26 protein-coding genes, 1 tRNA gene and 1 pseudogene are annotated in these 24,156 nt (G+C 55.8%); 13 read left to right on the top strand and 15 right to left on the bottom strand.

Annotated elements, in window-relative coordinates:
- Positions 1-92: 92 nt before the first annotated feature.
- Positions 93-429, bottom strand: a pseudogene (locus ABLV17_RS15670) (ATP-dependent DNA helicase RecQ); the annotation flags it as partial.
- A 205-nt stretch (positions 430-634) separates the two neighbouring features.
- Between ABLV17_RS15670 and ABLV17_RS15665 the strand changes: the two are divergent.
- Positions 635-1,444 carry a DUF4225 domain-containing protein gene (locus ABLV17_RS15665; RefSeq protein WP_308957828.1) on the top strand — a complete coding sequence of 270 codons (810 nt, stop codon included), beginning with the start codon at positions 635-637 and terminating at the stop codon, positions 1,442-1,444.
- On the opposite strand, the gene ABLV17_RS15660 is transcribed toward ABLV17_RS15665, so the two are convergent.
- From ABLV17_RS15660 to ABLV17_RS15645, 4 genes are all read right to left on the bottom strand, one after another.
- Positions 1,441-1,755, bottom strand: a complete 315-nt coding sequence (locus ABLV17_RS15660) for a hypothetical protein (RefSeq protein WP_049059946.1) — start codon at positions 1,753-1,755, stop codon at positions 1,441-1,443. The genes ABLV17_RS15665 and ABLV17_RS15660 overlap by 4 nt on opposite strands.
- Before the next feature lie 607 nt (positions 1,756-2,362).
- A tRNA-Gly gene (locus ABLV17_RS15655) sits at positions 2,363-2,436 on the bottom strand.
- An 80-nt stretch (positions 2,437-2,516) separates the two neighbouring features.
- Positions 2,517-3,236 carry an amidase activator ActS gene (gene actS / locus ABLV17_RS15650; RefSeq protein ID WP_087859745.1) on the bottom strand — a complete coding sequence of 240 codons (720 nt, stop codon included), beginning with the start codon at positions 3,234-3,236 and terminating at the stop codon, positions 2,517-2,519.
- An 87-nt stretch (positions 3,237-3,323) separates the two neighbouring features.
- Positions 3,324-4,238: a LysR family transcriptional regulator gene (locus ABLV17_RS15645; protein ID WP_101705733.1), complete on the bottom strand. Its 915-nt coding sequence runs from the start codon at positions 4,236-4,238 to the stop codon at positions 3,324-3,326.
- Positions 4,239-4,450: 212 nt separating this feature from the next.
- Between ABLV17_RS15645 and ABLV17_RS15640 the strand changes: the two genes are divergently transcribed.
- From ABLV17_RS15640 to idi, 4 genes are read left to right on the top strand one after another with little or no spacing between them, the layout of a single operon-like run.
- Positions 4,451-5,944 carry a UbiD family decarboxylase gene (locus ABLV17_RS15640; protein ID WP_308957827.1) on the top strand — a complete coding sequence of 498 codons (1,494 nt, stop codon included), beginning with the start codon at positions 4,451-4,453 and terminating at the stop codon, positions 5,942-5,944.
- Positions 5,945-5,955: 11 nt separating this feature from the next.
- On the top strand, positions 5,956-6,534 hold the full coding sequence (locus ABLV17_RS15635) for a UbiX family flavin prenyltransferase (protein ID WP_045359429.1): 579 nt from the start codon (positions 5,956-5,958) through the stop codon (positions 6,532-6,534).
- A gap of 12 nt (positions 6,535-6,546) precedes the next feature.
- Positions 6,547-7,263, top strand: coding sequence for a DUF554 domain-containing protein (locus ABLV17_RS15630; protein ID WP_004144724.1), 717 nt, complete (start codon positions 6,547-6,549; stop codon positions 7,261-7,263).
- Between the two features lie 53 nt (positions 7,264-7,316).
- Positions 7,317-7,871, top strand: coding sequence for an isopentenyl-diphosphate Delta-isomerase (gene idi, locus ABLV17_RS15625; RefSeq protein WP_087859747.1), 555 nt, complete (start codon positions 7,317-7,319; stop codon positions 7,869-7,871).
- A gap of 106 nt (positions 7,872-7,977) precedes the next feature.
- On the opposite strand, the gene lysS is transcribed toward idi, so the two are convergent.
- The 5 genes from lysS to xerD form a co-directional block, all read right to left on the bottom strand.
- A complete protein-coding gene (gene lysS / locus ABLV17_RS15620) occupies positions 7,978-9,495 on the bottom strand; it encodes a lysine--tRNA ligase (RefSeq protein ID WP_015369798.1) in 1,518 nt (505 codons plus the stop codon).
- A gap of 9 nt (positions 9,496-9,504) precedes the next feature.
- A protein-coding gene (prfB, locus tag ABLV17_RS15615; RefSeq protein ID WP_096335406.1) for a peptide chain release factor 2 occupies positions 9,505-10,603 on the bottom strand; the annotation gives its coding sequence in 2 pieces (ribosomal slippage) (positions 9,505-10,527 and positions 10,529-10,603; 1,098 coding nt in all).
- An 85-nt stretch (positions 10,604-10,688) separates the two neighbouring features.
- A complete protein-coding gene (recJ, locus tag ABLV17_RS15610) occupies positions 10,689-12,422 on the bottom strand; it encodes a single-stranded-DNA-specific exonuclease RecJ (protein WP_308959075.1) in 1,734 nt (577 codons plus the stop codon).
- A gap of 5 nt (positions 12,423-12,427) precedes the next feature.
- On the bottom strand, positions 12,428-13,141 hold the full coding sequence (gene dsbC / locus ABLV17_RS15605) for a bifunctional protein-disulfide isomerase/oxidoreductase DsbC (RefSeq protein WP_308959074.1): 714 nt from the start codon (positions 13,139-13,141) through the stop codon (positions 12,428-12,430).
- A gap of 22 nt (positions 13,142-13,163) precedes the next feature.
- Entirely contained in the window at positions 13,164-14,060 is an 897-nt protein-coding gene (gene xerD, locus ABLV17_RS15600) for a site-specific tyrosine recombinase XerD (protein WP_103825677.1), read from the bottom strand.
- Between the two features lie 100 nt (positions 14,061-14,160).
- Between xerD and fldB the strand changes: the two genes are divergently transcribed.
- Positions 14,161-14,682, top strand: a complete 522-nt coding sequence (gene fldB, locus ABLV17_RS15595) for a flavodoxin FldB (protein ID WP_015369793.1) — start codon at positions 14,161-14,163, stop codon at positions 14,680-14,682.
- Between the two features lie 7 nt (positions 14,683-14,689).
- Here the strand turns inward: fldB and ABLV17_RS15590 are convergent, their stop codons facing one another.
- Positions 14,690-15,100, bottom strand: a complete 411-nt coding sequence (locus tag ABLV17_RS15590) for a protein YgfX (RefSeq protein ID WP_015369792.1) — start codon at positions 15,098-15,100, stop codon at positions 14,690-14,692.
- Entirely contained in the window at positions 15,081-15,347 is a 267-nt protein-coding gene (gene sdhE, locus ABLV17_RS15585) for an FAD assembly factor SdhE (protein WP_015369791.1), read from the bottom strand. Before sdhE ends, ABLV17_RS15590 begins: the two co-directional genes overlap by 20 nt.
- Positions 15,348-15,570: 223 nt before the next feature.
- Between sdhE and ygfZ the strand changes: the two genes are divergently transcribed.
- Positions 15,571-16,554, top strand: coding sequence for a tRNA-modifying protein YgfZ (ygfZ, locus tag ABLV17_RS15580; RefSeq protein ID WP_087859750.1), 984 nt, complete (start codon positions 15,571-15,573; stop codon positions 16,552-16,554).
- A gap of 150 nt (positions 16,555-16,704) precedes the next feature.
- Here the strand turns inward: ygfZ and ABLV17_RS15575 are convergent, their stop codons facing one another.
- Positions 16,705-17,364, bottom strand: coding sequence for a hemolysin III family protein (locus tag ABLV17_RS15575; RefSeq protein WP_008806429.1), 660 nt, complete (start codon positions 17,362-17,364; stop codon positions 16,705-16,707).
- A gap of 164 nt (positions 17,365-17,528) precedes the next feature.
- Positions 17,529-17,840 carry a N(4)-acetylcytidine aminohydrolase gene (gene yqfB / locus ABLV17_RS15570; protein WP_015369789.1) on the bottom strand — a complete coding sequence of 104 codons (312 nt, stop codon included), beginning with the start codon at positions 17,838-17,840 and terminating at the stop codon, positions 17,529-17,531.
- A 50-nt stretch (positions 17,841-17,890) separates the two neighbouring features.
- Between yqfB and ABLV17_RS15565 the strand changes: the two genes are divergently transcribed.
- The 6 genes from ABLV17_RS15565 (at position 17,891) to ABLV17_RS15540 (ending at position 23,821) form a co-directional block, all read left to right on the top strand.
- Entirely contained in the window at positions 17,891-18,619 is a 729-nt protein-coding gene (locus ABLV17_RS15565) for a MurR/RpiR family transcriptional regulator (RefSeq protein WP_087859751.1), read from the top strand.
- Positions 18,620-18,738: 119 nt separating this feature from the next.
- Positions 18,739-20,172: a 6-phospho-beta-glucosidase BglA gene (bglA, locus tag ABLV17_RS15560; RefSeq protein ID WP_087859752.1), complete on the top strand. Its 1,434-nt coding sequence runs from the start codon at positions 18,739-18,741 to the stop codon at positions 20,170-20,172.
- A gap of 124 nt (positions 20,173-20,296) precedes the next feature.
- The gene (locus ABLV17_RS15555) at positions 20,297-20,656 is read left to right on the top strand and encodes a copper resistance protein (RefSeq protein WP_015369786.1); all 360 of its coding nucleotides are present in this window, start codon (positions 20,297-20,299) and stop codon (positions 20,654-20,656) included.
- Between the two features lie 49 nt (positions 20,657-20,705).
- On the top strand, positions 20,706-22,715 hold the full coding sequence (locus tag ABLV17_RS15550; protein WP_308959110.1) for a protein-disulfide reductase DsbD domain-containing protein: 2,010 nt from the start codon (positions 20,706-20,708) through the stop codon (positions 22,713-22,715).
- Between the two features lies 1 nt (position 22,716).
- The gene (locus ABLV17_RS15545) at positions 22,717-23,328 is read left to right on the top strand and encodes a DsbA family protein (protein ID WP_308959109.1); all 612 of its coding nucleotides are present in this window, start codon (positions 22,717-22,719) and stop codon (positions 23,326-23,328) included.
- A complete protein-coding gene (locus tag ABLV17_RS15540; protein ID WP_308959108.1) occupies positions 23,318-23,821 on the top strand; it encodes a protein disulfide oxidoreductase in 504 nt (167 codons plus the stop codon). The genes ABLV17_RS15545 and ABLV17_RS15540 overlap by 11 nt, the downstream gene beginning before the upstream one ends.
- A 96-nt stretch (positions 23,822-23,917) precedes the next feature.
- Here the strand turns inward: ABLV17_RS15540 and ABLV17_RS15535 are convergent.
- The coding region (locus ABLV17_RS15535; protein WP_348854351.1) for a hypothetical protein at positions 23,918-24,156 on the bottom strand (239 nt) is incomplete at its 5' end.

Below are 24,156 nucleotides of genomic sequence, written 5' to 3'. Positions count from 1 at the left end.
CTTCTGGATATGCGTCGGGTTAAGGATGACCTGATGTATCTCTCTGAATCGCCACGGATGATCGGTCATAGAGCCAGCGCCAAGCTTTAGCAGATTCTTTTCAGGGTGGAATCATCGCAAATCAGGAACTCGCGGCAGGCTTTGAGAAAAGCATTCTGTCCGGTTGTCGATTCGGGGACGGCGTGCTCGCGCGGTTTCAATGTGGCATCGTCCAGGCGAACGCCGGGGAAGTCTGGCGGCAGTGGCTCAATATAACGAGCAGGCTCTTTATTTAGTCATTGCTCAGTCTCAGCGCGGCAGGTGTGGGTCTTACGGCCAATTCCGTTCGCCTCTTTCCATTCACGGAACGACATAACAGAATCGTCAGCGTTAAGTCTGCGTATTAAACGCAGCCTGTACTAGCTTCCGCTTGATGGGACATTGCTTATTACACTGGTGACGCGCTCGCAGTCCTGCCCGTACTCCAGGACGTTTGAAACGTCGGACAATGAAAAATAGAGAATTACCATGTGGAGTCTCAGAGTTTGATTATGTGTTCGTTCCGCTAAAATCAGACGTTGGGAAAGGCATTTCCTGTTGTCTTCGACCTTACTGCACGTAAAATGACCAGACACATTTTGGGAAGGAGTCTTTAATGGATATTGCGCTGCTCAACAGGGGCTGGAACAGAACATGGTCAGATACCATGGTGAATCTTGAAGCCCGGAAACTCGTCGAAACAGCAAACCGACTGTCAGCATTCTATTTGCAAGATGGTATTACACGAATCAAGTTTGTCGAAGAGATAAGGCAGGTCGTAGAGAAAGAATTTGAAACAGCACGACGAGCTAAAACCGATGAAGAATGCATTGCATGCATCAAGAATCTGCGTGCCGAAACAGATAATCTGCAAGAACAAGAACGCCTGTTAAGAACCAGAGCCGCCCAACTTTATGCAAAGGTCGAGTTTGTCAGGGAAAACAATAAAATCGTCGGTTATGTTATATCCGCTGTAAATGTGGTGCTATCAGGCGTGGTTCTCTTTGGTGGCTTTATGATGTTATCCACTATGGGGCCGATTGGTATGCTGGCTGGGGCAGTCCTGATTGCCGATGGAATGAACGGATTAACGAAAGAAGTGCTCAACTTTGATCAGCCAGCAGGACATAAACCCTCGCAAGGCATCATTGCTGACTCCGCGATGCATACGGCCCAGTTCATGGGATTTAATCCTAACACGGGCCTGGCTCTCTATAATGGTATTACTCTTGGTGCCAGTGTGTACAGCATTGTAGGTCTCGCTCGAAAAACTGGAGCCTGGAGATTATTCCGTTGGCTTCCACACGATTACTATCGCAAAGTCAGCACAATGAACACTCCTAAGCTAACAATGAAGATTGTCGGTTATGGTGTTAAAGCAAAAGTGATTTTCGATCTATTGACAACAGAAAATGGAACCAGTTAATCCTTGATAGTTTTTCGGTAACGCCAGGATTTATAGGAAATTACCGGCGGCTGTGCAAAGAACATAATGGCAACCCCAAAGATCATCGCCAGCCCCCATGCAAATGCTCTATCAGGTGAGCTGAAGACGATAAGTAGCAGTAGGATTAAGGCACACACAGCCACCACTCCCGCCAAGGTAACAAATCGCCTGGCGAGGTCATTTATGGCCTCTCCAAGCGTTCCTCCATATTTTTCAATATTGCTTTTTATCTTCTGCAATTCAGGCTGCGTAAACCCTGAACGTAACAAAGCCTCATCAGTCACTTTCATATCGTCTCGTCCCTTATCTTCCAGAAGTGCTTTCCCAATCGCTGATTGTGCAAGCAATCATACTGATGAATTTTACAGCAATCCACATGATGTTTATGCAATGTATCAGATTTCAGACAATAGAAGCCATAACGCCCCGTTAGTGGTACAAGCAACAAGCGTAGCGACTTCATCAGGCCAACCTGGTTGGTTTAGCTTTGCGAAAGTCATCAGTGATCAAATCAGATTGTCAGAAGGATCACACCTTATCAGGTGTGCTCGTGTATCTTTCGGAGCGTGAGCGAAGCGCTGGCAGAACCTGCATATCGTGTGCAGGTACGTTTACCACTATTCACCTGTTTACGCAGCCACAAGGCCACACGTCGGGCTTAAATGCGTGTGATCAATCTGTTCGGGAGTTATGCCAGGTATGCGGCTTTTTGTTCGTTGTTGTACTGTCGCAGTATGCACGATGGAACGACTGCCAGTGTGAAGATATGCTCCCCTGTACCACAGACCAATCACGCGACAGGTGCGGGCGTAGTACAATGGGTAGTTTAAGTTGTACCTGTAAAGCAGAGCAACGTAACTGATTGAATAATCTAACTTATTGATTAGAAATAAGATTTGGAGCGGGCGAAGGGAATCGAACCCTCGTATAGAGCTTGGGAAGCTCTCGTTCTACCATTGAACTACGCCCGCGAAGAGGTGCGAAAAGCATTATAGACCTTACGCACCCTGTGGCAAGCCCGGATTGGGCTAACTGCTGATAAAATAACCTTTTAGCACTTAGGCTTACTGCCTTGCGGCGGCAGATAACGCAGCGGGTCGATGGCCGTGGCGCGATAGCGAATCTGGAAATGCAGCCGTACGGAATCGGCGTCCGTACTGCCCATGGTCGCAATCTGCTGGCCAATCTTCACGCTCTGGCCGTTATTAACCATCATCTTATCGTTATGCGCATACGCGGTGATGTAATCCTCGTTATGCTTAATCATGATCAGGTTGCCGTAGCCGCGCAGCTGATTGCCGACGTAGACAACCTTACCGGAGCCGGCGGCGTAAACCGGCTGGCCGCGGGTACCGGCGATATCAATACCTTTATTGCCGCCATCGCGGGTGGAGTACGGCATCACCACCTTACCGCTGGTCGGCCAGCGCCAGCAGCGCTGCCCCACCGGCGGCCATGAGGACTGCGGCACCGCCGATGATGGCGTTACGGAGGCTGTGCGGGTGCTGGAGGATTTTTTCCCGGCGGTACTGCTTTTTGCTTTCGAACCGCCGTTAAGTTTCAGCTTCTGTCCGACTTCAATAGTGTATGGCGGAGAGATGTTATTCAGGCGCGCCAGATCGCGTACGCTGGTGCCAGTGCTACGGGAGATCGCATACAGCGTATCGCCGCGCTTCACGGTATAGGTGGAACCAGAATCGGATGTACTGGAACAGCCGGCTAACACCAGGCTACCAAGCAGCATCATCGCGATATAAAAGCGTGTTTTCATCAGGCGTCCTGCACTCAACGGTTTCTCATCTCGGCGTCATGGGCGAATATCATACCAGCCCGATGGACGATCCCCAATGTTCTACGCTTATTCTACGACCTCTACTCCCTTCGGCGCGTTAAATGGATAACCTCCGGCGATAATATCCATCAACGCCGGGAGATACGACATTGACGGTAATTTCACCAGCGCCGGATAAAATATCTGCGGCGAGGGGAAGACATCAACCACATAGCAATGAGGCAGTTTTTCAGCATTCACTTCCGAGGATGGCAACAACGTCGCCGCTTCCAGTCCGCCCTCCAGCCAGTCGAGGATCACCCCTGGTTGGGTAATATGCATAATCACCTTCGCACTGACGCCGGATTTACGAAACAGATCCATCAGCATCTCATAGGTGCCGGAATCTTTCGCCCGGTGAAGCAGCACCAACGGCATCTTCGCCAGCGCGTTATAATCGAAGGGATTAGACGGCGGCTGCGGCAGACATTTTTTATTAATGACGGCTACCAATTTTATCGGGTCAAAGGAGACATAATCGAAACCCTCACTACGGTAGGGCCGCTGTATTAAGGCCAGGTCGATAGCGCCTTCATTTAATAACGTTTCCAGATGACTTGAATCGGTCACCGAGATATTTATTGCCGTTTCTGGATTTCGCCGATAGAGCTCCATTAATAAAGGCTGAAAATAGTTTTGATAAAGATGAGTTAAGCCAACGCGCACTTCCGCACGGGTCTTTTGCGCAATATCGGCCGTTTCCCTGGCGGTATCTTCCACCTGGCGTAATATTTCACAACCCTTACGATAAAGAAAATAGCCTGCTTCCGTTGGTTCAATACGGTTGCCGCGGCGTTCAAAAAGCGACACCTGCAGCTCTTCTTCCAGCTCCTGTATCCGCTTACTGAGCGGCGGCTGCGCCATGTTGAGCGATTTCGCCGCCTGGCTAACCGAGCCATGTTCGACCACCCGGCAAAAATAGCGTAAGCGTTTCAGATCCATTATCTAACCCCCTCTTTATCTGCAGGTCAGTATTGCACTAATGGAATCAAATAAAAAGCCGCGGCAATCCCTCCATTTTAATTAATCATTTCTTAACAGCTTTTTAAATTAAACCTTTTTGATCTACTGACCATCCGGTAAACGGTATTTGTTTAATTAATCGAACAAAAATATTGTGCGGTTAGCAAAATTGCTTTCCCAAAGGAACACTCATGGCACACTCAGATAAAAAAGCGCCGTCATCGGTGCATGATTTACGCTCTGCCCTGGCGCTACTAAAAACGCTACCTGGCGAGTATGTTGAAACCGATACCGAAGTCGATCCCCACGCCGAGCTCTCCGGCGTTTATCGCTACGTGGGCGCCGGCGGTACCTGCCAGCGTCCGACGCGTAAGAACGGCCCGGTGATGGTATTTAACAATATTAAGGGCTTCAACGATATCAGCGTAGCCATCGGGCTGAACGGTTCACGCCAGCGCGTCAGCCAGTTCCTGCAGTGTGAACCGGCGAAACTGGGCCACCTGTTGAAAGACTCCGTTGAAAATGCCATTGCCCCGACCATGGTGCAGGGCGCGGCAGTATGCCAGGAAGTGGTGCACCTCCCCAGCGATGATGATTTCGATCTGCGCAAACTGCTGCCTGCGCCAACCAACACCGAAGAAGACGCTGGCCCGTATATCACCATGGGCCTGTGCTATGCCTCCGACCCGCAAACCGGTGAATCCGATATCACCATTCATCGTCTGTGCGTACAGAGCCGCGATGAACTCTCAATGTGGCTGACGCCGGGCCGCCATATCGATGCCTTCCGCATGAAGGCGGAAGCGGCGGGACAGCCGCTGCCGATCTCGATTAGTATCGGCGTGGACCCGGCTATCGAAATAGCCGCCTGCTTTGAACCGCCGACCACCCCGCTGGGCTTTGATGAGCTAAGTATCGCCGGCGCGCTGCGCGGCCATCCGGTGGAGATGGTGCAGTGTAAAACCATTAATGAAAAAGCCATCGCCCACGCTGAAATCGTTATCGAAGGCGAACTGCTGCCGAACGTACGCGTGCGAGAAGATCAAAACACCAATACCGGCCGCGCCATGCCGGAGTTCCCTGGCTATACCGGCGAAGCCAAAGAGGCGATTCCGGTCATTAAAGTTAAAGCGGTTACCCATCGTATCAACCCCATCTGGCGCACCACCGTCGGGCCAGGCGAAGAACATGTCAACATGGCCGGGATCCCGACCGAAGCCAGTATTCTCGATATGGTAGAACGCGCCATGCCGGGCAAATTGCTCAACGTCTTCGCCCACTCGGCAGGCGGCGGCAAGCTGCTCGCGGTGCTGCAATTCAAAAAGTCGTCTCCAGCCGATGAAGGCCGCCAGCGCCAGGCTGCGCTACTGGCGTTCTCCGCCTTCCCGGAACTCAAACACGTTATTCTGGTAGATGAAGATGTTGATATTTTCGATAGCGACGACGTGCTATGGGCGATGCAAACCCGTTACCAGGGCGATGTCGATACCGTGGTGATCCCTGGCGTACGCTGCCATCCGCTCGACCCGTCGCAGGTGCCGGAATACAGCCCCAGCATTCTGCAGCAGGGAATGTCGTGTAAAACCATTTTCGACTGCACCGTACCGTTCCATCTGAAGCACAACTTTGAGCGCTCTAAGTTCAAAGCGGTTGATGTAAAACGTTTCCTGCCGGATTTCGAATAAGGGCAAATACCATGACACCACGCATCATCATTGGCATTAGCGGCGCTTCCGGATTCCAGTACGGCGTCAAAGCGCTGGAGCTTCTGCGGCCGCAGGCGGTAGAAGTGCACCTTGTGGTCTCCAAAGGCGCGGAAAAGACCTGCGAGCTGGAAACGGACTACCGCTTAGACGAAGTGATGGCGCTGGCTGACGTGGTACACCCTATCAACCATCTGGGCGCATCTATCTCCAGCGGATCGTTTAAAACGCTGGGGATGTTAGTCGCCCCCTGCTCAATGCGGTCATTGGGCGCTATCGCCCACTGTCTCACCGATAATCTGCTCACCCGCGCGGCGGACGTGGTGCTGAAGGAACGCCGTCGGCTGGTGTTGTTAGCGCGCGAGACCCCGCTCAACCTCGGCCATATACGCAATATGGCGGCGGTTACCGAGATGGGCGGCATCATCTTTCCACCGGTTCCGGCGCTCTATCAACGCCCGCAAAGCGCAGATGACATTATTACCCATAGCGTGAACCGCGCGCTCGACCTCTTTGACCTTGAGGTCAATAACATCCCGCGCTGGGGTGAAGGCGCGCTGCATTACGCGTAACAGGAACTCGCAATGTTAATTGGTCCATATGTAAATGGTTCCGCCGTGATTATCGGCGGATTGATCGGCGCAATGGCCGGAGGCAAACTTCCGGAACGCGTCAAAACCGCGCTACCGATGACCTTTGGTCTCTGTTCCGTCGGCCTGGGCATCACCCTGGTGCTGAAGGTGAAATATATGCCGGCGGTAGTGCTGGCGATGGTACTCGGCGCTTTCCTCGGCGAACTGCTGCATCTGGAAAAACGCATCGGCAGCGCGGCGGGTTCAACGCGCGGCTTGATTAATAAAGTTCTGCCGCCCGTTCAGGGGTTAGGCCATGAAGAGTTCACCGAAAAATTCGTCGCTATCCTGGTGCTGTTTTGCGCCAGCGGTACCGGTATTTTCGGCGCCATGACCGAAGGTATGAGCGGCGATCCGTCAATCCTGTACATTAAAACGATCCTTGATCTGTTCACCGCCGGGATATTCGCAACCCTGCTGGGCTACGCGGTGATGACCATCGCTATCCCGCAGATCGTTATTCAGGTGGCGCTGGCGATGCTGGCGGTGTTTATTCTGCCGATGATCACCCCATCAATGATGGCGGATTTCTCCTGCGCCGGTGGATTGCTGATGGTGGCGACCGGGTTGCGTATCTGTAACATCAAGCTTTTCCCGGTCGCCAACATGCTACCAGGGCTTGTTTTGGTAATGCCTTTCTCCCATTTATGGGCTACCCTAGTGGCCTGAGTACATGACCCGGCGGGTTTGTGCCGGGTCATTTATTTTTTTCAGGAGTCGTCATGGCCGGGGAACACGTCATTTTGCTGGATGAGCAAGATAAACCCACAGGTATGCTGGAGAAGTATGCCGCCCACACGCTCGATACCCCTTTGCATCTCGCATTTTCCTGCTGGTTGTTCAATGAGCAAGGCCAGTTCCTGGTCACGCGCCGTTCGCTTAGCAAAAAAGCCTGGCCCGGCGTGTGGACTAACTCGGTGTGCGGACATCCGCAACAGGGCGAGACCTTCGAACAGGCCGTCACCCGGCGCTGCCGCTTCGAACTGGGCGTCGAGATCGCTGATATTGCCCCCGTCCATCCGGCCTTCCGCTACCGCGCCGTCGCACCGAATGGCATCGTCGAAAACGAAGTGTGCCCGGTTTTTGCCGCACGCGTGGTCAGCGAGCTGCAACCGAATGATGATGAAGTAATGGGTTATCAGTGGGTTGAGCTGACGGAAATGTTAAGCGCGCTGGCCGCTACCCCGTGGGCCTTTAGCCCGTGGATGGTACTGGAAGCCCAAAACAAAAACGCGCGTCAGGCGTTAATAGACTTTGTCGCGCGTTTACGTGCGTAACCGCGAGTGACGAGCATTAAAGACCCAGGCTACGCCAGCGACGAACCTTGACATCAGACATAAAAAAACCCGGCAAGCCGGGTTTTTTACTTTTCGCGAGAAGCGATTATTTCTGCGGACGCATCGCCGGGAACAGAATAACGTCGCGGATGGTGTGGCTGTTAGTGAACAGCATCACCATACGGTCGATACCGATGCCCAGACCGGCGGTCGGCGGCAGACCGTGTTCCAGCGCGGTGACATAGTCTTCGTCGTAGAACATCGCTTCGTCGTCGCCGGCGGCTTTCGCGTCAACCTGATCCTGGAAGCGCTGCGCCTGATCTTCGGCGTCGTTCAGCTCGCTAAAGCCGTTACCGATTTCGCGGCCGCCGATGAAGAATTCAAAGCGGTCGGTGATTTCCGGGTTCACGTCGTTACGACGGGCCAGCGGAGAGACTTCTGCCGGGTATTCGGTGATGAAGGTCGGCTGGATCAGATGCGCTTCCGCCACTTCTTCGAAGATCTCGGTCACGATACGGCCCAGACCCCAGCTCTTCTCAACTTTGATGCCGATAGACTCAGCGATCGCTTTCGCGGAATCGAAGTTATCCAGATCCGCCATCTCGGTTTCTGGACGGTATTTCTTGATGGCTTCACGCATGGTCAGTTTTTCGAACGGCTTGCCGAAATCGAAAGTCTGATCGCCGTAAGGCACGGCAGTATTACCGAGGATGTCCTGCGCCAGAGTACGGAACAGGGATTCGGTCAGCTCAATCAGATCTTTATAATCCGCATACGCCATATAGAGTTCCATCATGGTGAACTCTGGGTTGTGGCGAACGGAGATCCCTTCGTTACGGAAGTTACGGTTGATTTCGAAAACGCGTTCGAAGCCGCCAACCACCAGACGCTTGAGGTACAGTTCCGGCGCGATACGCAGGTACATGTCCAGATCCAGCGCGTTATGATGGGTGATGAACGGACGCGCGGAAGCACCGCCTGGGATCACCTGCATCATCGGGGTTTCCACTTCCATAAAGCCGCGGCCAACCATGAACTGACGGATGCCAGCCAGGATCTGCGAACGTACTTTGAAAGTGTTACGGGATTCGTCGTTGGAGATCAGATCGAGGTAACGCTGACGGTAGCGCGCTTCCTGATCCTGCAGGCCGTGGAATTTGTCCGGCAGCGGGCGCAGGGCTTTGGTCAGCAGACGCAGCTCGGTGCAGTGGATGGACAGCTCGCCGGTTTTGGTTTTGAACAGCTTACCGCGGGCGGCGATGATGTCGCCGAGATCCCATTTTTTGAACTGATCGTTGTAGACGCCTTCCGCCAGGTCATCGCGGGCGACGTACAGCTGAATGCGGCCGCCGACATCCTGCAGGGTAACGAAAGACGCTTTACCCATGATACGACGGGTCATCATGCGGCCAGCAACGGCCACTTCGACATTCAGCGCTTCCAGCTCTTCGTTTTCTTTGGCATCGAAGTCAGCGTGCAGTTGGTCAGAGGTATGGTCACGACGGAAATCGTTCGGGAATGCGACGCCCTGCTCACGCAGCGCAGCCAGCTTCTCACGACGGGTTTTCAGTTCATTATTAAGGTCAATTGCCGCGTCAGCGCCCTGTGCTTGTTGTTCAGACATGTTGGTTCCTCATAACCCTGCTTTCAAACTTGCTTCGATAAATTGGTCCAGGCTGCCATCGAGCACCGCCTGAGTGTTGCGGGTTTCCACCCCGGTGCGCAGATCTTTAATACGCGAGTCGTCCAGCACGTAAGAGCGGATCTGGCTGCCCCAGCCGATGTCGGATTTGTTATCTTCCATCACCTGCTTCTCGGCATTTTTCTTCTGCATTTCCAGCTCATAAAGCTTCGCTTTCATCTGCTTCATGGCCTGGTCTTTGTTCTTGTGCTGCGAACGGTCGTTCTGACACTGCGTCACCAACCCGGTCGGGATGTGAGTAATACGCACCGCGGATTCCGTACGGTTAACGTGCTGACCACCGGCGCCGGAGGCGCGGTATACGTCGATACGCAGGTCGGCCGGGTTAATTTCGATATCGATATCGTCATCAACTTCCGGATAAACGAACGCCGAGCTAAAGGAGGTATGACGGCGGCCGCCGGAATCGAACGGGCTCTTACGCACCAGGCGGTGAACGCCGGTTTCAGTACGCAGCCAGCCGTAGGCGTAATCGCCAATGATTTTGATGGTCACGGATTTAATGCCCGCGACTTCACCTTCGGATTCTTCGATGATTTCGGTCTTAAAGCCGCGCGCTTCCGCCCAACGCAGGTACATGCGCATCAGCATGCTGGCCCAGTCCTGGGCTTCGGTGCCGCCGGAACCGGCCTGAATATCAAGATAGCAGTCAGCGCTGTCATATTCGCCGGAGAACATGCGGCGGAACTCAAGCTGCGCCAGCTTCTCTTCCAGCCCGTCCAGCTCGGCAACCGCTTCGTTGAAGGTCTCTTCGTCTTCGGCTTCTACCGCCAGCTCCAGCAGTCCGGCGACATCTTCCAGACCCTGGGTCATCTGATCCAGCGTTTCGACGATAGCTTCCAGGGAAGAACGTTCTTTACCCAGCGCCTGTGCGCGCTCAGGTTCGTTCCAGACGTCCGGCTGTTCCAGCTCGGCGTTTACTTCTTCGAGACGCTCTTTCTTCGCATCGTAGTCAAAGATACCCCCTAAGAACGTCGGAGCGCTCCGTGAGGTCCTGAATGCGGTTTTTTACCGGATTTATTTCAAACATGGTCGGTTTCTTTTAATGGATTTGTCAAAATGCGGTGATAAGAGCGGAATTCTACCGGATTCGCGCCCTTATTAATACACTGTTGTCAATTTGGCCAGAGGTGATCGATGATCAGCTGCAGGCTACGGTTGCCGCGGAACTCGTTGATGTCGAGCTTGTAGGCTAACTGTACTTCACGCACGCCGTTATCCGGCCAAATGGAAGTATCGATGTTGAAGGCAATACCATCCAGCAGCGGCCCGCCGTCAACCGGCTCGACCATCACTTTCAGGTGACGCTCGCCCACCAGCCGCTGCTGCAGCAGGCGGAAACGGCCATCAAACAGCGGTTCCGGGAACATCTGCCCCCATGGCCCGGCATCGCGCAGCATCTGCGCCACTTCCATGCTCAACTCCGCGGCCGCCAGCGGGCCATCGGAAACCACCTCGCCCTGCAATAATGCGGGATCCAGCCACTCGGTAACCAGCTCGCCGAAGCGCTGTTGAAACTCCTCAAAACGCGCCTCTTCCAGCGATAAGCCCGCCGCCATCGCGTGGCCGCCAAACTTCAGGATTAACCCAGGATAAAGCGTATCAAGGCGCTCCAGCGCATCGCGCATGTGCAGCCCCTGAATAGAGCGGCCAGAACCTTTGAGCGTGCCGTCGCCGGTAGGCGCAAAAGCGATAACCGGGCGATGGAAGCGCTCTTTAATCCGTGATGCCAGGATGCCGACCACCCCCTGATGCCATTGCGGATGGTACATCGCCAGCCCGCCGGGCAGGGTCTCGCTACTACGTTCCAGTTTCTGACACAGGGTCAGCGCTTCGGCCTGCATCCCCTGCTCAATCTCTTTACGCGTTTGATTGAGCGCATCGAGCTCGTTGGCCAGCACCCGCGCCTCGCCGATGTTATCGCACAGCAGCAGCGCGACGCCGACGGACATATCATCCAGTCTCCCCGCAGCGTTCAGGCGCGGCCCGAGGGCGAAACCAAGGTCGCTGGCGGCAAGCTTTTGCGGATCGCGGTTGGAAATTTCCAGCAGCGCTTTAATCCCTGGCCGACATTTTCCGGCGCGAATGCGGCTTAACCCCTGCCAGGTCAGGATGCGGTTGTTGGCATCCAGCGGCACGACGTCCGCAACGGTGCCCAGCGCCACTAAATCCAGCAGCTCGGCAAGGTTTGGCGCGGCGATACCGCGGGCCTCGAACCAGCCGTTATCTCGCAGGAAAGTACGCAGCGCCAGCATCAGATAAAACGCCACCCCAACCCCGGCCAGCGATTTTGACGGGAAGTCGCAATCGCGCAGGTTAGGGTTAACGATAGCTTCCGCCGCCGGCAGCGTATCGCCCGGTAGATGGTGATCGGTCACCAGCACCGGGATGCCGAGCGCATGGGCATGATCGACGCCGCTATGCGATGAAATACCGTTATCGACGGTCATGATCATCTGCGCGCCGCGCGCGTGCGCCTGATCGACCACTTCCGGGCTTAAGCCGTAGCCGTCTTCAAAACGGTTCGGCACCAGATAGGAGACGTTGCCGTAGCCCAGCGCGCGTAGCGCCAGCACGCTAAGGGCGGTACTGGTGGCGCCATCGGCGTCAAAATCGCCGACCACCACTATATGTAGCCCTTTCTGGAAAGCGTCATGCAGCATCTCAACGGCTTTTTCAACGCCGGTAAGCTGCGTCCATGGCAACATGCCTTTGACGCCGCGTTCCAGCTCCTGCGCGCTGCGCACGCCGCGGCTGGCATACAGCCGCTGCAGCAGCGGCGGCAGGTCGGCGGGAAGGTCGACGCCGTCAACCGCCTCGCGGCGGCGTAGTTGTATCTGTTGTTTCACGCGAATCAGTTACCGCTTGTCTGTTTTTGATGCTCGTCGAGGAAAGCTTTAAGCTCTTTCGGCCCCTGATAACCTGGCAGCACCATACCATTGCTGAGGACCATCGCCGGGGTGCCGTTGACGCCCATTTGCACCCCGAGGGTATAATGTTTGGCGATATCTACGCTGCAGCTCGCCGGCTGTACGCCCTTACCGTTCATGGCGTCATCCAGCGCTTTGTTGCGATCTTTCGCACACCAGATCGCTTTCATGTCCTGCTCGGCCTGGCTTTGCAGCCCCTGACGCGGGAAGGCCAGATAGCGCACGGTGATCCCCAGCGCGTTATAGTCGCTCATCTGCTCGTGCAGTTTATGGCAGTAGCCGCAGGTGATGTCGGTAAAGACGGTAATGACATGCTGCTCCTTCGGCGCTTTATAGACAATCATCTCTTTGGCTAAGGCGTTCAGCTTACCGACCAGCAACTGGTTGGTGACGTTAACCGGCTGCGCGCCGCTGACGTCGTACATCGGTCCCTGAATAATGTGTTTGCCATCGTCAGTGACGTACAGCACGCCGCTGTCGGTAAGCACCGTGCTCATCCCGGAAACCGGCGACGGTTGAATATCGGTGCTCTGCACACCCAGTTTCGCCAGCGACTGTTTGATCGCCGCGCTATCGGCATGCGCCGCGCCGGAGAGTGAAGCCGCCAGCAGGGTGAACATCAATAAACCTTTTTTCATACTCAGTCCTTTTATTCAGCACTCACGCCCGCGGGTGATGCTGTTGATGAAGTTGTCGTAAACGTTCGGTCGCCACGTGGGTGTAGATCTGCGTGGTGGAGAGATCGCTGTGTCCTAACAGCATCTGCACCACGCGTAAATCGGCACCGTGATTGAGCAAATGTGTGGCGAACGCATGACGCAAGACGTGCGGGGAGAGCTTCGCGCTGTCGATCCCCGCCAGTACGGCATAGTGTTTAATGCGGTGCCAGAAGGTCTGGCGCGTCATCTGCTGCGCGCGCTGGCTGGGGAAAAGCACGTCCGAAGCCACACCGTTCAGCAGCCACGGGCGGCCGTATTCAAGGTAATTTTCTACCCATGACACCGCCTCTTCGCCCAGCGGCACCAGCCGCTCTTTGTTGCCTTTACCAATGACCCGCAGTACGCCCTGTCGCAGGCTGATATCGCTCATCGTCAGGCCGACCAGCTCCGAGACGCGCAGACCGGTGGCATACAGCACTTCCAGCATCGCCTTATCGCGCAACTCCAGCGGCTGCTCCACCAGCGGCGCCTGCAACAAACGCTCAACCTGCGCCTCGCTGAGATCTTTCGGCAGCCGCTGGGGCAGCTTCGGCGAAGCCAGCAGCGCGCTGGGATCGTCCGGGCGGATTTTCTCCCGGTACAGATGCTGGAAGAACCGGCGCACGGCGCTAAGCAGCCGTGCGGTACTGGTCGCTTTGTAGCCGCCGGTTTGCCGCTCGGCCAGCAGCGCCTGTAAATCGTCGCTGCCGACGCTCGCCAGAGTCAGCCCGCGATGATGCAGCCACTCCACGAGCATCGTCAAATCGCGACGATAGGCGCTGAGCGTGTTCTCCGCCAGATTACGCTCCAGCCAAAGGGCATCGAGAAACTGTTCAATTTGTGCCAGATCCTGTTTCACATCGGCCTCTTTGTTCGTTATACGCCCTCATTATGCCTTAAGAGGCCGCCTTTCTGGTACACTGGGCGCAATTCACGGCAAGAATTGAGACGTTTACGCGATGAATATAGGTCTTTTTTACGGCTCCAGTACCTGCTACACCGAAATGGCCGCGGAAAAAATCCGCGATATCATCGGCCCCGAGCTGGTGACGCTGCATAATCTGAAAGATGACTCCCCCGCGCTGATGAGCCAGTACGACGTGCTGATCCTCGGCATCCCGACCTGGGATTTCGGCGAAATTCAGGAAGACTGGGAAGCGGTCTGGGAACAGCTCGACGCCTTAGATCTGAATGGCAAAATCGTCGCGCTGTACGGCATGGGCGATCAGCTTGGTTACGGCGAATGGTTCCTTGACGCGCTGGGGATGCTGCACGATAAGCTGGCGACCAAAGGCGTGAAGTTTGTCGGCTACTGGCCAACCGAGGGCTATGAGTTCACCAGCCCGAAACCGGTTATCGCCGATGGCCAATTGTTTGTCGGCCTGGCGCTGGATGAAACCAATCAATACGACCTGAGCGATGAGCGCATCCAGAACTGGTGCGAGCAGATCCTCGGCGAAATGGCGGAGCACTTCGCCTGATCCTGAGTTAGTCGTGCGCCGGTTTTTGCAGCACCAGCCGGCGCAAATCCCGCCATTCTCCCGCATCCATGCTATCCGCCGCCACCCACAAATGCTGGCTACGGCCGGTTTCCGCATGCTTCAGGCGCAGCAGCATACCGCTGCTGATAACCCATGGCGTCCCGACGATATCCCATTCCGTTTTTTGCCACCGTAAACGGGAATCGATCAACAGCTTAATTTCTCCCTGGCAGGCGTGGATCCGCCGCTGGCTGCGCACGCAGTCAAACACCACCAGCGATAGCAACAGGAGCCAAATCGGGGTGTAGCTTAACGGCCAGGGCATGAGCAGCACTATCGCCGCCACCACCCCGTGCAGCAGCAGCGAGAACCACTGCGAACGCCAGGAAATACGTAAATCAGATTGCCACAGGACCACGTTCCCGATTCCGAGTCTGGATTAAATTAATCATCCGTTGAAGTTGCGCATCTGCCGGCTTGCCGTGATTCATCAGCCAGTTAAACAGATCCGGATCATCGTTCTCCAGCAAACGGATGAACAGGCGCTTGTCGTCATCGCTGAGCGTGTCGTACTCATACTCGAAAAACGGCATGATGGAGATATCGAGTTCGCGCATACCGCGGCGGCATGCCCAGTGGATGCGAGCTTTGTTGTTAATGTCCATGTTGTCCTTCCAGCATCAAGATATAGCTTAGTTTAACCCTTTTTAGGCACTTACTTTACAGTAATATCGCCTTGTGCGAGCAGCATTCCATAAAAGCCCAACATCCGGTTGGCTATTCACCGCATCCGGAGGGCACAAATGGCTTGCCGAAAGCGCTTGCATTGCACCATAGCTCTTTTACCATTAGTCATTCACTCTGCGTTAAGCTATTCAGGATATGACTATGGCTTTTACACCTTTTCCTCCGCGTCAGCCCTCTTCTTCCGCTCGTCTGCCGTTAACGCTGATGACGCTGGATGATTGGGCGCTGGCGACGATTACCGGTCCGGATGGCGAGAAGTATCTGCAGGGGCAGATCACCGCCGATGTCAGCCATTTAACCGCCGATCGGCATCTGCTTGCCGCGCACTGTGATGCCAAAGGCAAAATGTGGAGCAACCTGCGCGTCTTCCACCGCGACGGCGGTTTCGCGTGGATTGAGCGCCGCAGCCTGCGCGAAGCGCAGCTGACCGAACTGAAAAAATATGCCGTCTTCTCCAAAGTCACCATCGCCGCAAACGACGATCTGGTCCTGCTGGGCGTTGCCGGTTTCCAGGCGCGCGCCGCGCTGGCGCCGCTGTTCGCCGCGCTGCCGGATGCCGGTAAACCGGTGGTCACCGAAGGCGTGACCAGCCTGCTGTGGTTTGAACACCCTGCCGAACGCTTCCTGCTGGTGACCGATGCCGACACCGCCAACCGGGTGACGGACGCGCTGCGCGGCGAAGCGCAACTTAACAACAGTCAGCAGTGGCTGGCGCTGAACATCGAGGCCGGTCTGCCGGTTATCGACAGCGTAAACAGCGCGCAGTTCATTCCGCAGGCGACCAACCTGCAGGCGTTGGGCGGTATCAGCTTCAAGAAAGGCTGCTACACCGGCCAGGAAATGGTCGCCCGGGCGAAATTCCGCGGCGCCAATAAACGCGCGTTGTGGACGCTGGCGGGTACCGCCAGCCGGGTGCCGGAAGCCGGGGAAGATCTGGAGCTGAAAATGGGCGACAACTGGCGACGCACCGGTACGGTGCTGGCAGCCGTACAGTTGGATGACGGAAGCCTGATGGTCCAGGTGGTGATGAATAACGATATGGAACCGGACAGCGTGTTCCGCGTGCGTGACGATGCCGGCAGCCTGAGCATCAAGCCATTGCCGTATTCGCTGGAAGAAGATTAAGGAACAGTTCCCGGCTTGCGGCGCTTGCGCCTCAGCCGGGCTACCAGGCCGCAGAATATTGTAGCCACGGTAAGCGCAGCGCCACCGTGGAATTTTCAGGCCGCAGAATATTGTAGCCACGGTAAGCGCAGCGCCACCGTGGAAGTTTGATCAGGACTGGCCGACGTAAAGATAAATCGCCAGGAAGTGACACACGCTGCCGCCGAGCACGAAACCGTGCCAGATAGCGTGGTTATAAGGAATACGTTTACAGACGTAGAAGATGACCCCCAGCGAGTACACCACCCCGCCAACCGCCAGCAGCGTTACGCCGCCCACCGCCAGCTTCACCGCCAGTTGATAGACTACGATAAGCGACAGCCAGCCCATCGTCAGATAGGTCACCAGCGACAAAATTTTAAAGCGGTGCGCGATAGTCAGCTTAAACAGGATCCCCAGTAGCGCCAGGCTCCAGATGACAATCATCAACCCCTTTGCCAGCGGCGAATTCAATCCCACCAGCAAAAATGGCGTGTAGGTTCCGGCAATCAGCAAGTAGATGGCGCAGTGGTCAAATTTCTTCAGCCACTGTTTCGCCCGCTGATGCGGGATAGCGTGATAGAGCGTGGAAGCGAGGAACAGCATAATCATGCTGCCGCCGTACAGGCTGTAGCTGGTGATCGCCGTCGCGCTGGCGTTCGTGTCTACCGCCTGCACCAGCAGCAACACAAGGCCGACAATACCGAACACCAGCCCGATCCCGTGACTGATGCTGTTGGCAACTTCCTCTGCCAGAGAATATCCCTGAGTGATTAATGGCTTGCGAACCATATTTTGACTCCGTGAAAACAAGAACGCTTTCATTGCCCACTTAGGTTAACTGAGAATGATTCCAGTGAACACCTGTTAGCTAAAATAAAACGATGTATATTTGTAAACACATTAAAATCATAGTGTTACAACAATATTTCAACTAACAGTTGTGCTGGTTTTATTTAAAGGCGTTTGAATTCAATAACATAAAACCGATCTTCCGCAGGATAGATTTCACTGATGACCTGCCGCAGTTGTTCGAGGGTCATATTCTCCTGTTGAGCATGCTGTTCAGTTAGCGTGTCGAGGGTCACCGTCGAGGTCGCGGTAACGGCGATAGTGCAAAAGTAGCCGTCATCTTCATAGCGTCCGACGCGCAGCACGTCACCGGGCTTAAAGTGCGACTCCGCCGCATCGCGAATGGTGATCGTTTTGCGCCCGGCGAGGATGTCGTCCTGAAAACGCTGAAAAAAGGTAATGTCATTAGCCTGCATGATATAATTCCGTCCTGGTCTTTATGAATTGTGAGTTCGCCACTGTGAGTATGTTCTCCCACGCCGCTGTCGCCAGTCTCAATAATCTTGAGATGATGGTCTACCACTACGTCATTAAGAATCGTGACAAAGTGATGTACATGACTATTCGCGAACTGGCCGAGGCCGCCGGGGTCTCCACCACCACCGTGTTGCGCTTCTGCCGCAAACTGCAGTGCGAGGGCTACTCTGAATTTCGCGTACGCTTTAAATTATATCTTGAGCAGAACGAGCCTCAACAGGCAAATATCGGCGCCAGCGAAATAATGAGCTTTTTTAAAAGCGTCAATAACGATGAGTTCGATCAATTGCTCGAACAAGCCGTCGATATTATTCTCTCCTCCGAACGTATTATTTTCGTCGGCGCCGGTACCTCTGGCGCACTGGCGAAATATGGCGCTCGCTTCTTTTCTAACGTCGGGAAATTCAGCAACCATATTGACGATCCTTATTTCCCGGTCACCAATGACATGGCCCGCAATGCGCTGGCGATTGTGCTTTCCGTCTCCGGCGAAACCGAAGAGATTCTTCGCTTTGCCAGCCAGTTCAGTCTGCATCACTGCAAGGTGATGTCGATTACCAGCCATGAGCATTCGCGGCTGGCAAAACTGGCTGATTTCAATCTCTCCTGGCACGTGCCGCAAACGCGCATCGGCGGCGTTTACGATATTACAACGCAGATCCCGGTGATATATATTCTCGAAACCCTGGGGCGTAAATTAGCGCGCAAAATCGGCTAAAAATAACAGCCTGTTTTTCCGATGTAACATATTACTTTTAGCGGAATTTGTTATATCGTGACATTCAATTTCGCTTTGCTAGACTCAATCGCAATAGTTATTCATAGAGATTAGCAAAGATGAAAAAATTGACTCTTCCAAAAGACTTTTTGTGGGGCGGCGCGGTCGCCGCGCATCAGGTTGAAGGCGGCTGGAATAAAGGCGGCAAAGGCCCCAGCATCTGCGACGTTTTAACCGGCGGGGCGCACGGCGTGCCGCGCGAAATCACCCAACAGGTCGAGGCGGGTAAATATTACCCTAACCATGAAGCGGTTGATTTTTACGGCCACTACAAAGAAGACATCAAACTGTTCGCCGAGATGGGTTTCAAGTGCTTCCGCACCTCTATTGCCTGGACCCGCATCTTCCCGCAGGGCGACGAAACCCAGCCGAATGAAGAAGGGTTGAAATTCTACGATGATATGTTTGATGAACTGCTGAAGTACAACATCGAGCCGGTGATCACCCTTTCCCACTTTGAAATGCCGCTGCATCTGGTCCAGCATTATGGCGGTTGGACCAACCGTAAAGTGGTCGATTTCTTTGTGCGCTTCGCCGAAGTCGTCTTTGAGCGCTATAAGCACAAAGTGAAATACTGGATGACCTTTAACGAGATCAATAACCAGCGTAACTGGCGCGCGCCGCTGTTCGGCTACTGCTGTTCCGGCGTGGTCTATACCGAGCATGAAAACCCGGAAGAGACCATGTACCAGGTGCTGCATCACCAGTTCGTCGCCAGCGCGCTGGCGGTGAAAGCGGCGCGGCGCATCAACCCGGAAATGCAGGTCGGCTGCATGCTGGCAATGGTCGCCCTCTACCCTTACTCCTGCAAACCGGAAGATGTCATGTTTGCCCAGGAGTCGATGCGCGAACGCTATGTCTTTACCGATGTCCAGCTGCGCGGTTACTACCCGAGCTATGTGTTGAATGAATGGGAACGCCGCGGCTTCAACATCAAGATGGAAGACGGCGACGCGCAGATCCTGCGTGAAGGCACCTGCGCCTATCTCGGCTTCAGCTACTACATGACCAACGCGGTGAAAGCCGAAGGCGGCACCGGCGATGCCATTTCCGGCTTCGAAGGTAGCGTGCCGAACCCGCACGTTAAAGCCTCCGACTGGGGCTGGCAGATTGACCCGGTTGGCCTGCGCTACGCCCTGTGCGAACTGTATGAGCGCTACCAGAAGCCGCTGTTTATCGTGGAAAACGGCTTTGGCGCCTACGACAAAGTAGAAGCCGACGGCAGCATCAACGATGACTACCGCATCGATTATCTGCGCGCCCACGTCGAAGAGATGATAAAAGCGGTGACTTATGACGGCGTTGATCTGATGGGTTATACCCCATGGGGCTGCATCGACTGCGTCTCCTTCACCACCGGCCAGTACAGCAAACGCTACGGCTTCATCTACGTCAATAAACACGACGACGGCACCGGCGACATGTCCCGCTCGCGCAAGAAGAGCTTTAACTGGTACAAAGAAGTCATCGCCAGCAACGGCGAGAATCTGTAATTAACCGCCCTCTCCCGGCCGGGAGGGGGCAAATCACTTATCCGCCAGACACTTCTTTACAGCTTTACCATTGCTAAAACGCGTTCGCCCGATAAGATAGGCCTCGTGAATATTTGAGGCGACCATGATTAAGCGACAACGCAAAGCCATTCTTCTTGTACTCCTTGCCTGCCTGGTGGTGCTGATCTGCACCGCCCAGAGAATGGCGGGGATGCATGCGTTGGTGATGAACGTCACGGCCGCCAGCCAATCCGCTCAACCTGGCCCAGATAATGCCGAGGCGCCGGTTTCCCCCTGCGAACTCAGCGCCAAGTCGCTGATGGCCGTTCCGCCGATGCTGTTTGAAGGGGCGCTATTAGCGATCGCTCTGCTGCTGGCGGTGCTGGCGGCCATCCCGCCGCGCATCGAGCGAATCTGGCCTCCCCGCGTCATTTCTCCTCCCCGATTGCGGGTGCATCTACGATTATGCGTCTTCCGTGAGTGATTAATTCTCCTGACAGCTCAGGTTAATTTATTACTTACGGAGAAAATTTATGTTTATGGTATTCAGGCGACTGCTGGTCTGCCTGCTTTGGCTATGGCTGCCCGTCAGCCAGGCCGCCGATAGCGGCTGGCTGCATGTCGCCGACAATCAACACGCCAGCGTGCGCCTGCGGGCGCAAAGCGAAAGCAATGGCGACACCCGCCTGCTTTTAGACGTAGCGCTGGAAAAGGGCTGGAAAACCTACTGGCGTTCGCCGGGCGAAGGCGGCATCGCGCCGGCTATCACCTGGCGCACGCCGCTGGAGGTGAACTGGCGCTGGCCGACGCCGCAACGCTTCGACGTCGCGGGTATTTCCACTCAGGGGTATCACGGCGACGTTAGCTTCCCGATGACCCTGCGCGGCAAAATACCGCCGACGCTTAGCGGCGTACTGACGCTCTCTACCTGCAGCAATGTCTGTATTCTCACTGACTACCCCTTTTCGCTGGATATGACGGCTCCGGCGGGGGAGCAATTTAATTACGATTTCACCCGCGCGATGGGCACGCTGCCCCTGCGCGACGGTCTCACCTCGGTGCTTAGCGCCAGCTACGTCAGCGGTAAGCTGACGGTAACCGCCCGCCGCGATGCCGGCTGGCAGCAGCCAGCGCTGTTTATCGACAGCATGGAGGATGTCGATTTCGGCAAGCCGAGCTTTACCAGCCGCGGCGATACGTTGACTGCCACCGTACCGGTCACCGATAGCTGGGGCGAAGCGGCGCCGGATCTGAGCGGCAAAACGCTGTCGCTGGTGCTGGCCGATAGCGGTCAGGCGCAGGAAAGCCAAATCGCCATCGCCGCCGGCAGCGCCGCGCCGGGAATGGCCTTAGGCTGGGTGCTGCTGATGGCGCTGGCCGGGGGGCTTATCCTCAACGTAATGCCGTGCGTGCTGCCGGTGCTGGCGATGAAGCTCGGCTCGCTGGTGCAAACCGAACGTCGTGAACGCGGCGCGGTGCGGCGGCAGTTCCTCGCCTCGGTATGCGGGATCGTCGTCTCCTTCCTGGCGCTGGCGCTGATGATGACCGCGCTACGTTTAGGTAATCAGGCGCTCGGCTGGGGGATCCAGTTCCAGAACCCGTGGTTTATCGGCGCGATGGCGCTGGTGATGGTGCTGTTCAGCGCCAGTTTATTAGGGCTGTTCGAAATCCGTCTATCCTCCAGCGCCAGTACCTTCCTCGCCACCCGCGGCGGCAACGGCTTAATGGGCCATTTCTGGCAGGGCGCCTTCGCCACCCTGCTGGCGACGCCCTGTACCGCGCCGTTCCTCGGTACCGCCGTTTCGGTGGCGCTAGTGGCGCCGCTGCCGCTGTTGTGGGGGATTTTCTTCGCCATGGGGATCGGCATGAGCCTGCCGTGGCTGCTTATCGTCGCCTGGCCGGGTCTGGCGCAACGACTTCCACGTCCAGGCCGCTGGATGAATCATCTGCGGGTGGTGCTGGGGTTGATGATGCTTGGCTCAGCGCTATGGCTGGTCAGCCTGTTGACGATCCACATCGGCCGTACGCCGGTGCTTACCCTGCTGGTGATTCTGGCCATCGTCCTGCTCCTGGCCACCGCCTGGCGCTACCGCTGGCGTACGGCGCTGCGAGCGGGCGCTCTGGCCATCGTGGTAGCGGGCGCCGTCGCCTTTGTCGCACAACAGGACGGCCAGGGCCCGCGTCGCGACCGGCTTAACTGGCAGCCGCTCAGCGAGCAGGCTATCGCTAACGCCCTGGCGGAGCATAAACGGGTATTTATTGATGTCACCGCCGACTGGTGCGTGACCTGTAAAGCCAATAAATACAACGTGCTGCTGCGCGACGACGTCCAGCAGGCGCTATCAGCGCCAGATGTGATCGCCTTACGTGGCGACTGGAGTCGCCCCTCCGCCGACATTAGTCAGTTTTTAACCGCTCGCGGCAGCGCCGCGGTGCCGTTTAACCAGATTTACGGACCGGGATTGCCGCAGGGACAGATTCTGCCTGCGCTGTTAGACCGCGAACAACTTCTCGCCACCCTGTCCGCCGCTAAAGGAAAATAACATGAGAGCTATCACCGCCTTATTGCTGCTGTGCGTATCGGCCTTCAGCTTCGCCGCCCCGGCGGAAGAACCACAATCGAACGGTAATGACCAGTTAGCCCAACTGCTGTTTAACGATCCGAATAGCCCGCGCACCGGCGCGAAAGCGCCGAAGCTCACGATCGTCTCGTTTACCGATTACAACTGCCCTTACTGCAAACAGTTTGATCCGATGCTGGAAAAAATCGTCCATGATAATCCGGACATCCAGCTCATCGTTAAGCTGCTGCCGTTTAAAGGGCAGAGTTCGGTGAATGCCGCTAAAGCCGCGCTCTCCACCTGGCGTCAACAGCCCGATAAGTTCTGGGCGCTGCATCAGCGGCTGATGGCGAAAAAAGGCTATCACGATGACGCCAGCATCGCCTCCGCGCAGAAGAAAACCGCCACCGATAGCGTGAATATTGATGACAAGACCATGGATTCGCTGAAAATGAACCTGATTTTGTCGCAGGTGCTGAATATTCAGGGCACCCCGGCGACCATCATCGGCGATCAGATGGTGGCCGGCGCAATCCCTGCTGAAGATCTGGAGGGGCTGGTGAAAGAACAGCTGGCGAAAGCCCGTGGCCAGTAAAATCAGGCGCTGGCTGCGCGAGCTGGCGTTATGGCTGCTGATTGGCGCGGCGGTGAGCCTGGCGGTGGATTATTTTCGCCAGCCCGCGCTACCGCAAAACTTCAGCGCCACATCGCTGCAGACACTCGACGGCAGAACGCTGGATCTGAACGCCATGAGCCAGCAAAAGCCGCTGCTGCTGTACGTCTGGGCGACCTGGTGCGGAGTCTGTCGCTATACCACACCGTCGGTGGCATCGCTTGCCGCCGATGGCGGCAATGTGCTGACGGTAGCCCTGCGTTCCGGCGATAACGCCGCGCTGGAGAAGTGGCTGACCAGGAAGAAAATGGCGCTGCCGACGGTAAATGATCCGAGCGGCCAGCTGGCCCGGCAGTGGGATATCCAGGTGACGCCAACTCTGGTGTTCATTTCTCAAGGCGAGGTGAAGTCGGTTACCACCGGCTGGACCAGCAGTTGGGGAATGCACCTTAGGCTATGGCTGGCCTCCTGGTAGACCGTCGGGTTACCCGGCTCGCGTTGTTGGGTAGCCCGGATAAGGCGTAGCCGCCATCCGGGAAGGTTTCCCCGGCTCGCGCTGCGCTCAGCCAGGCTACGGGTACGTATCGTTGGGTAGCCCGGATAAGGCGTAGCCGCCATCCGGGAAGGTTTCCCCGGCTCGCGCTGCGCTCAGCCAGGCTACGGGTACGTATCGTTGGGTAGCCCGGATAAGGCGTAGCCGCCATCCGGGAAGGTTTCCCCGGCTCGCGCTGCGCTCAGCCAGGCTACGGGTACGTATCGTTGGGTAGCCCGGATAAGGCGTAGCCGCCATCCGGGAAGGTTTCCCCGGCT

Source organism: Klebsiella sp. CN_Kp091 (assembly GCF_040065095.1).
In the GTDB taxonomy this organism is placed as follows: Bacteria; Pseudomonadota; Gammaproteobacteria; order Enterobacterales; family Enterobacteriaceae; genus Klebsiella; species Klebsiella aerogenes.
This window is presented reverse-complemented; position numbering and strand designations above follow the sequence as displayed.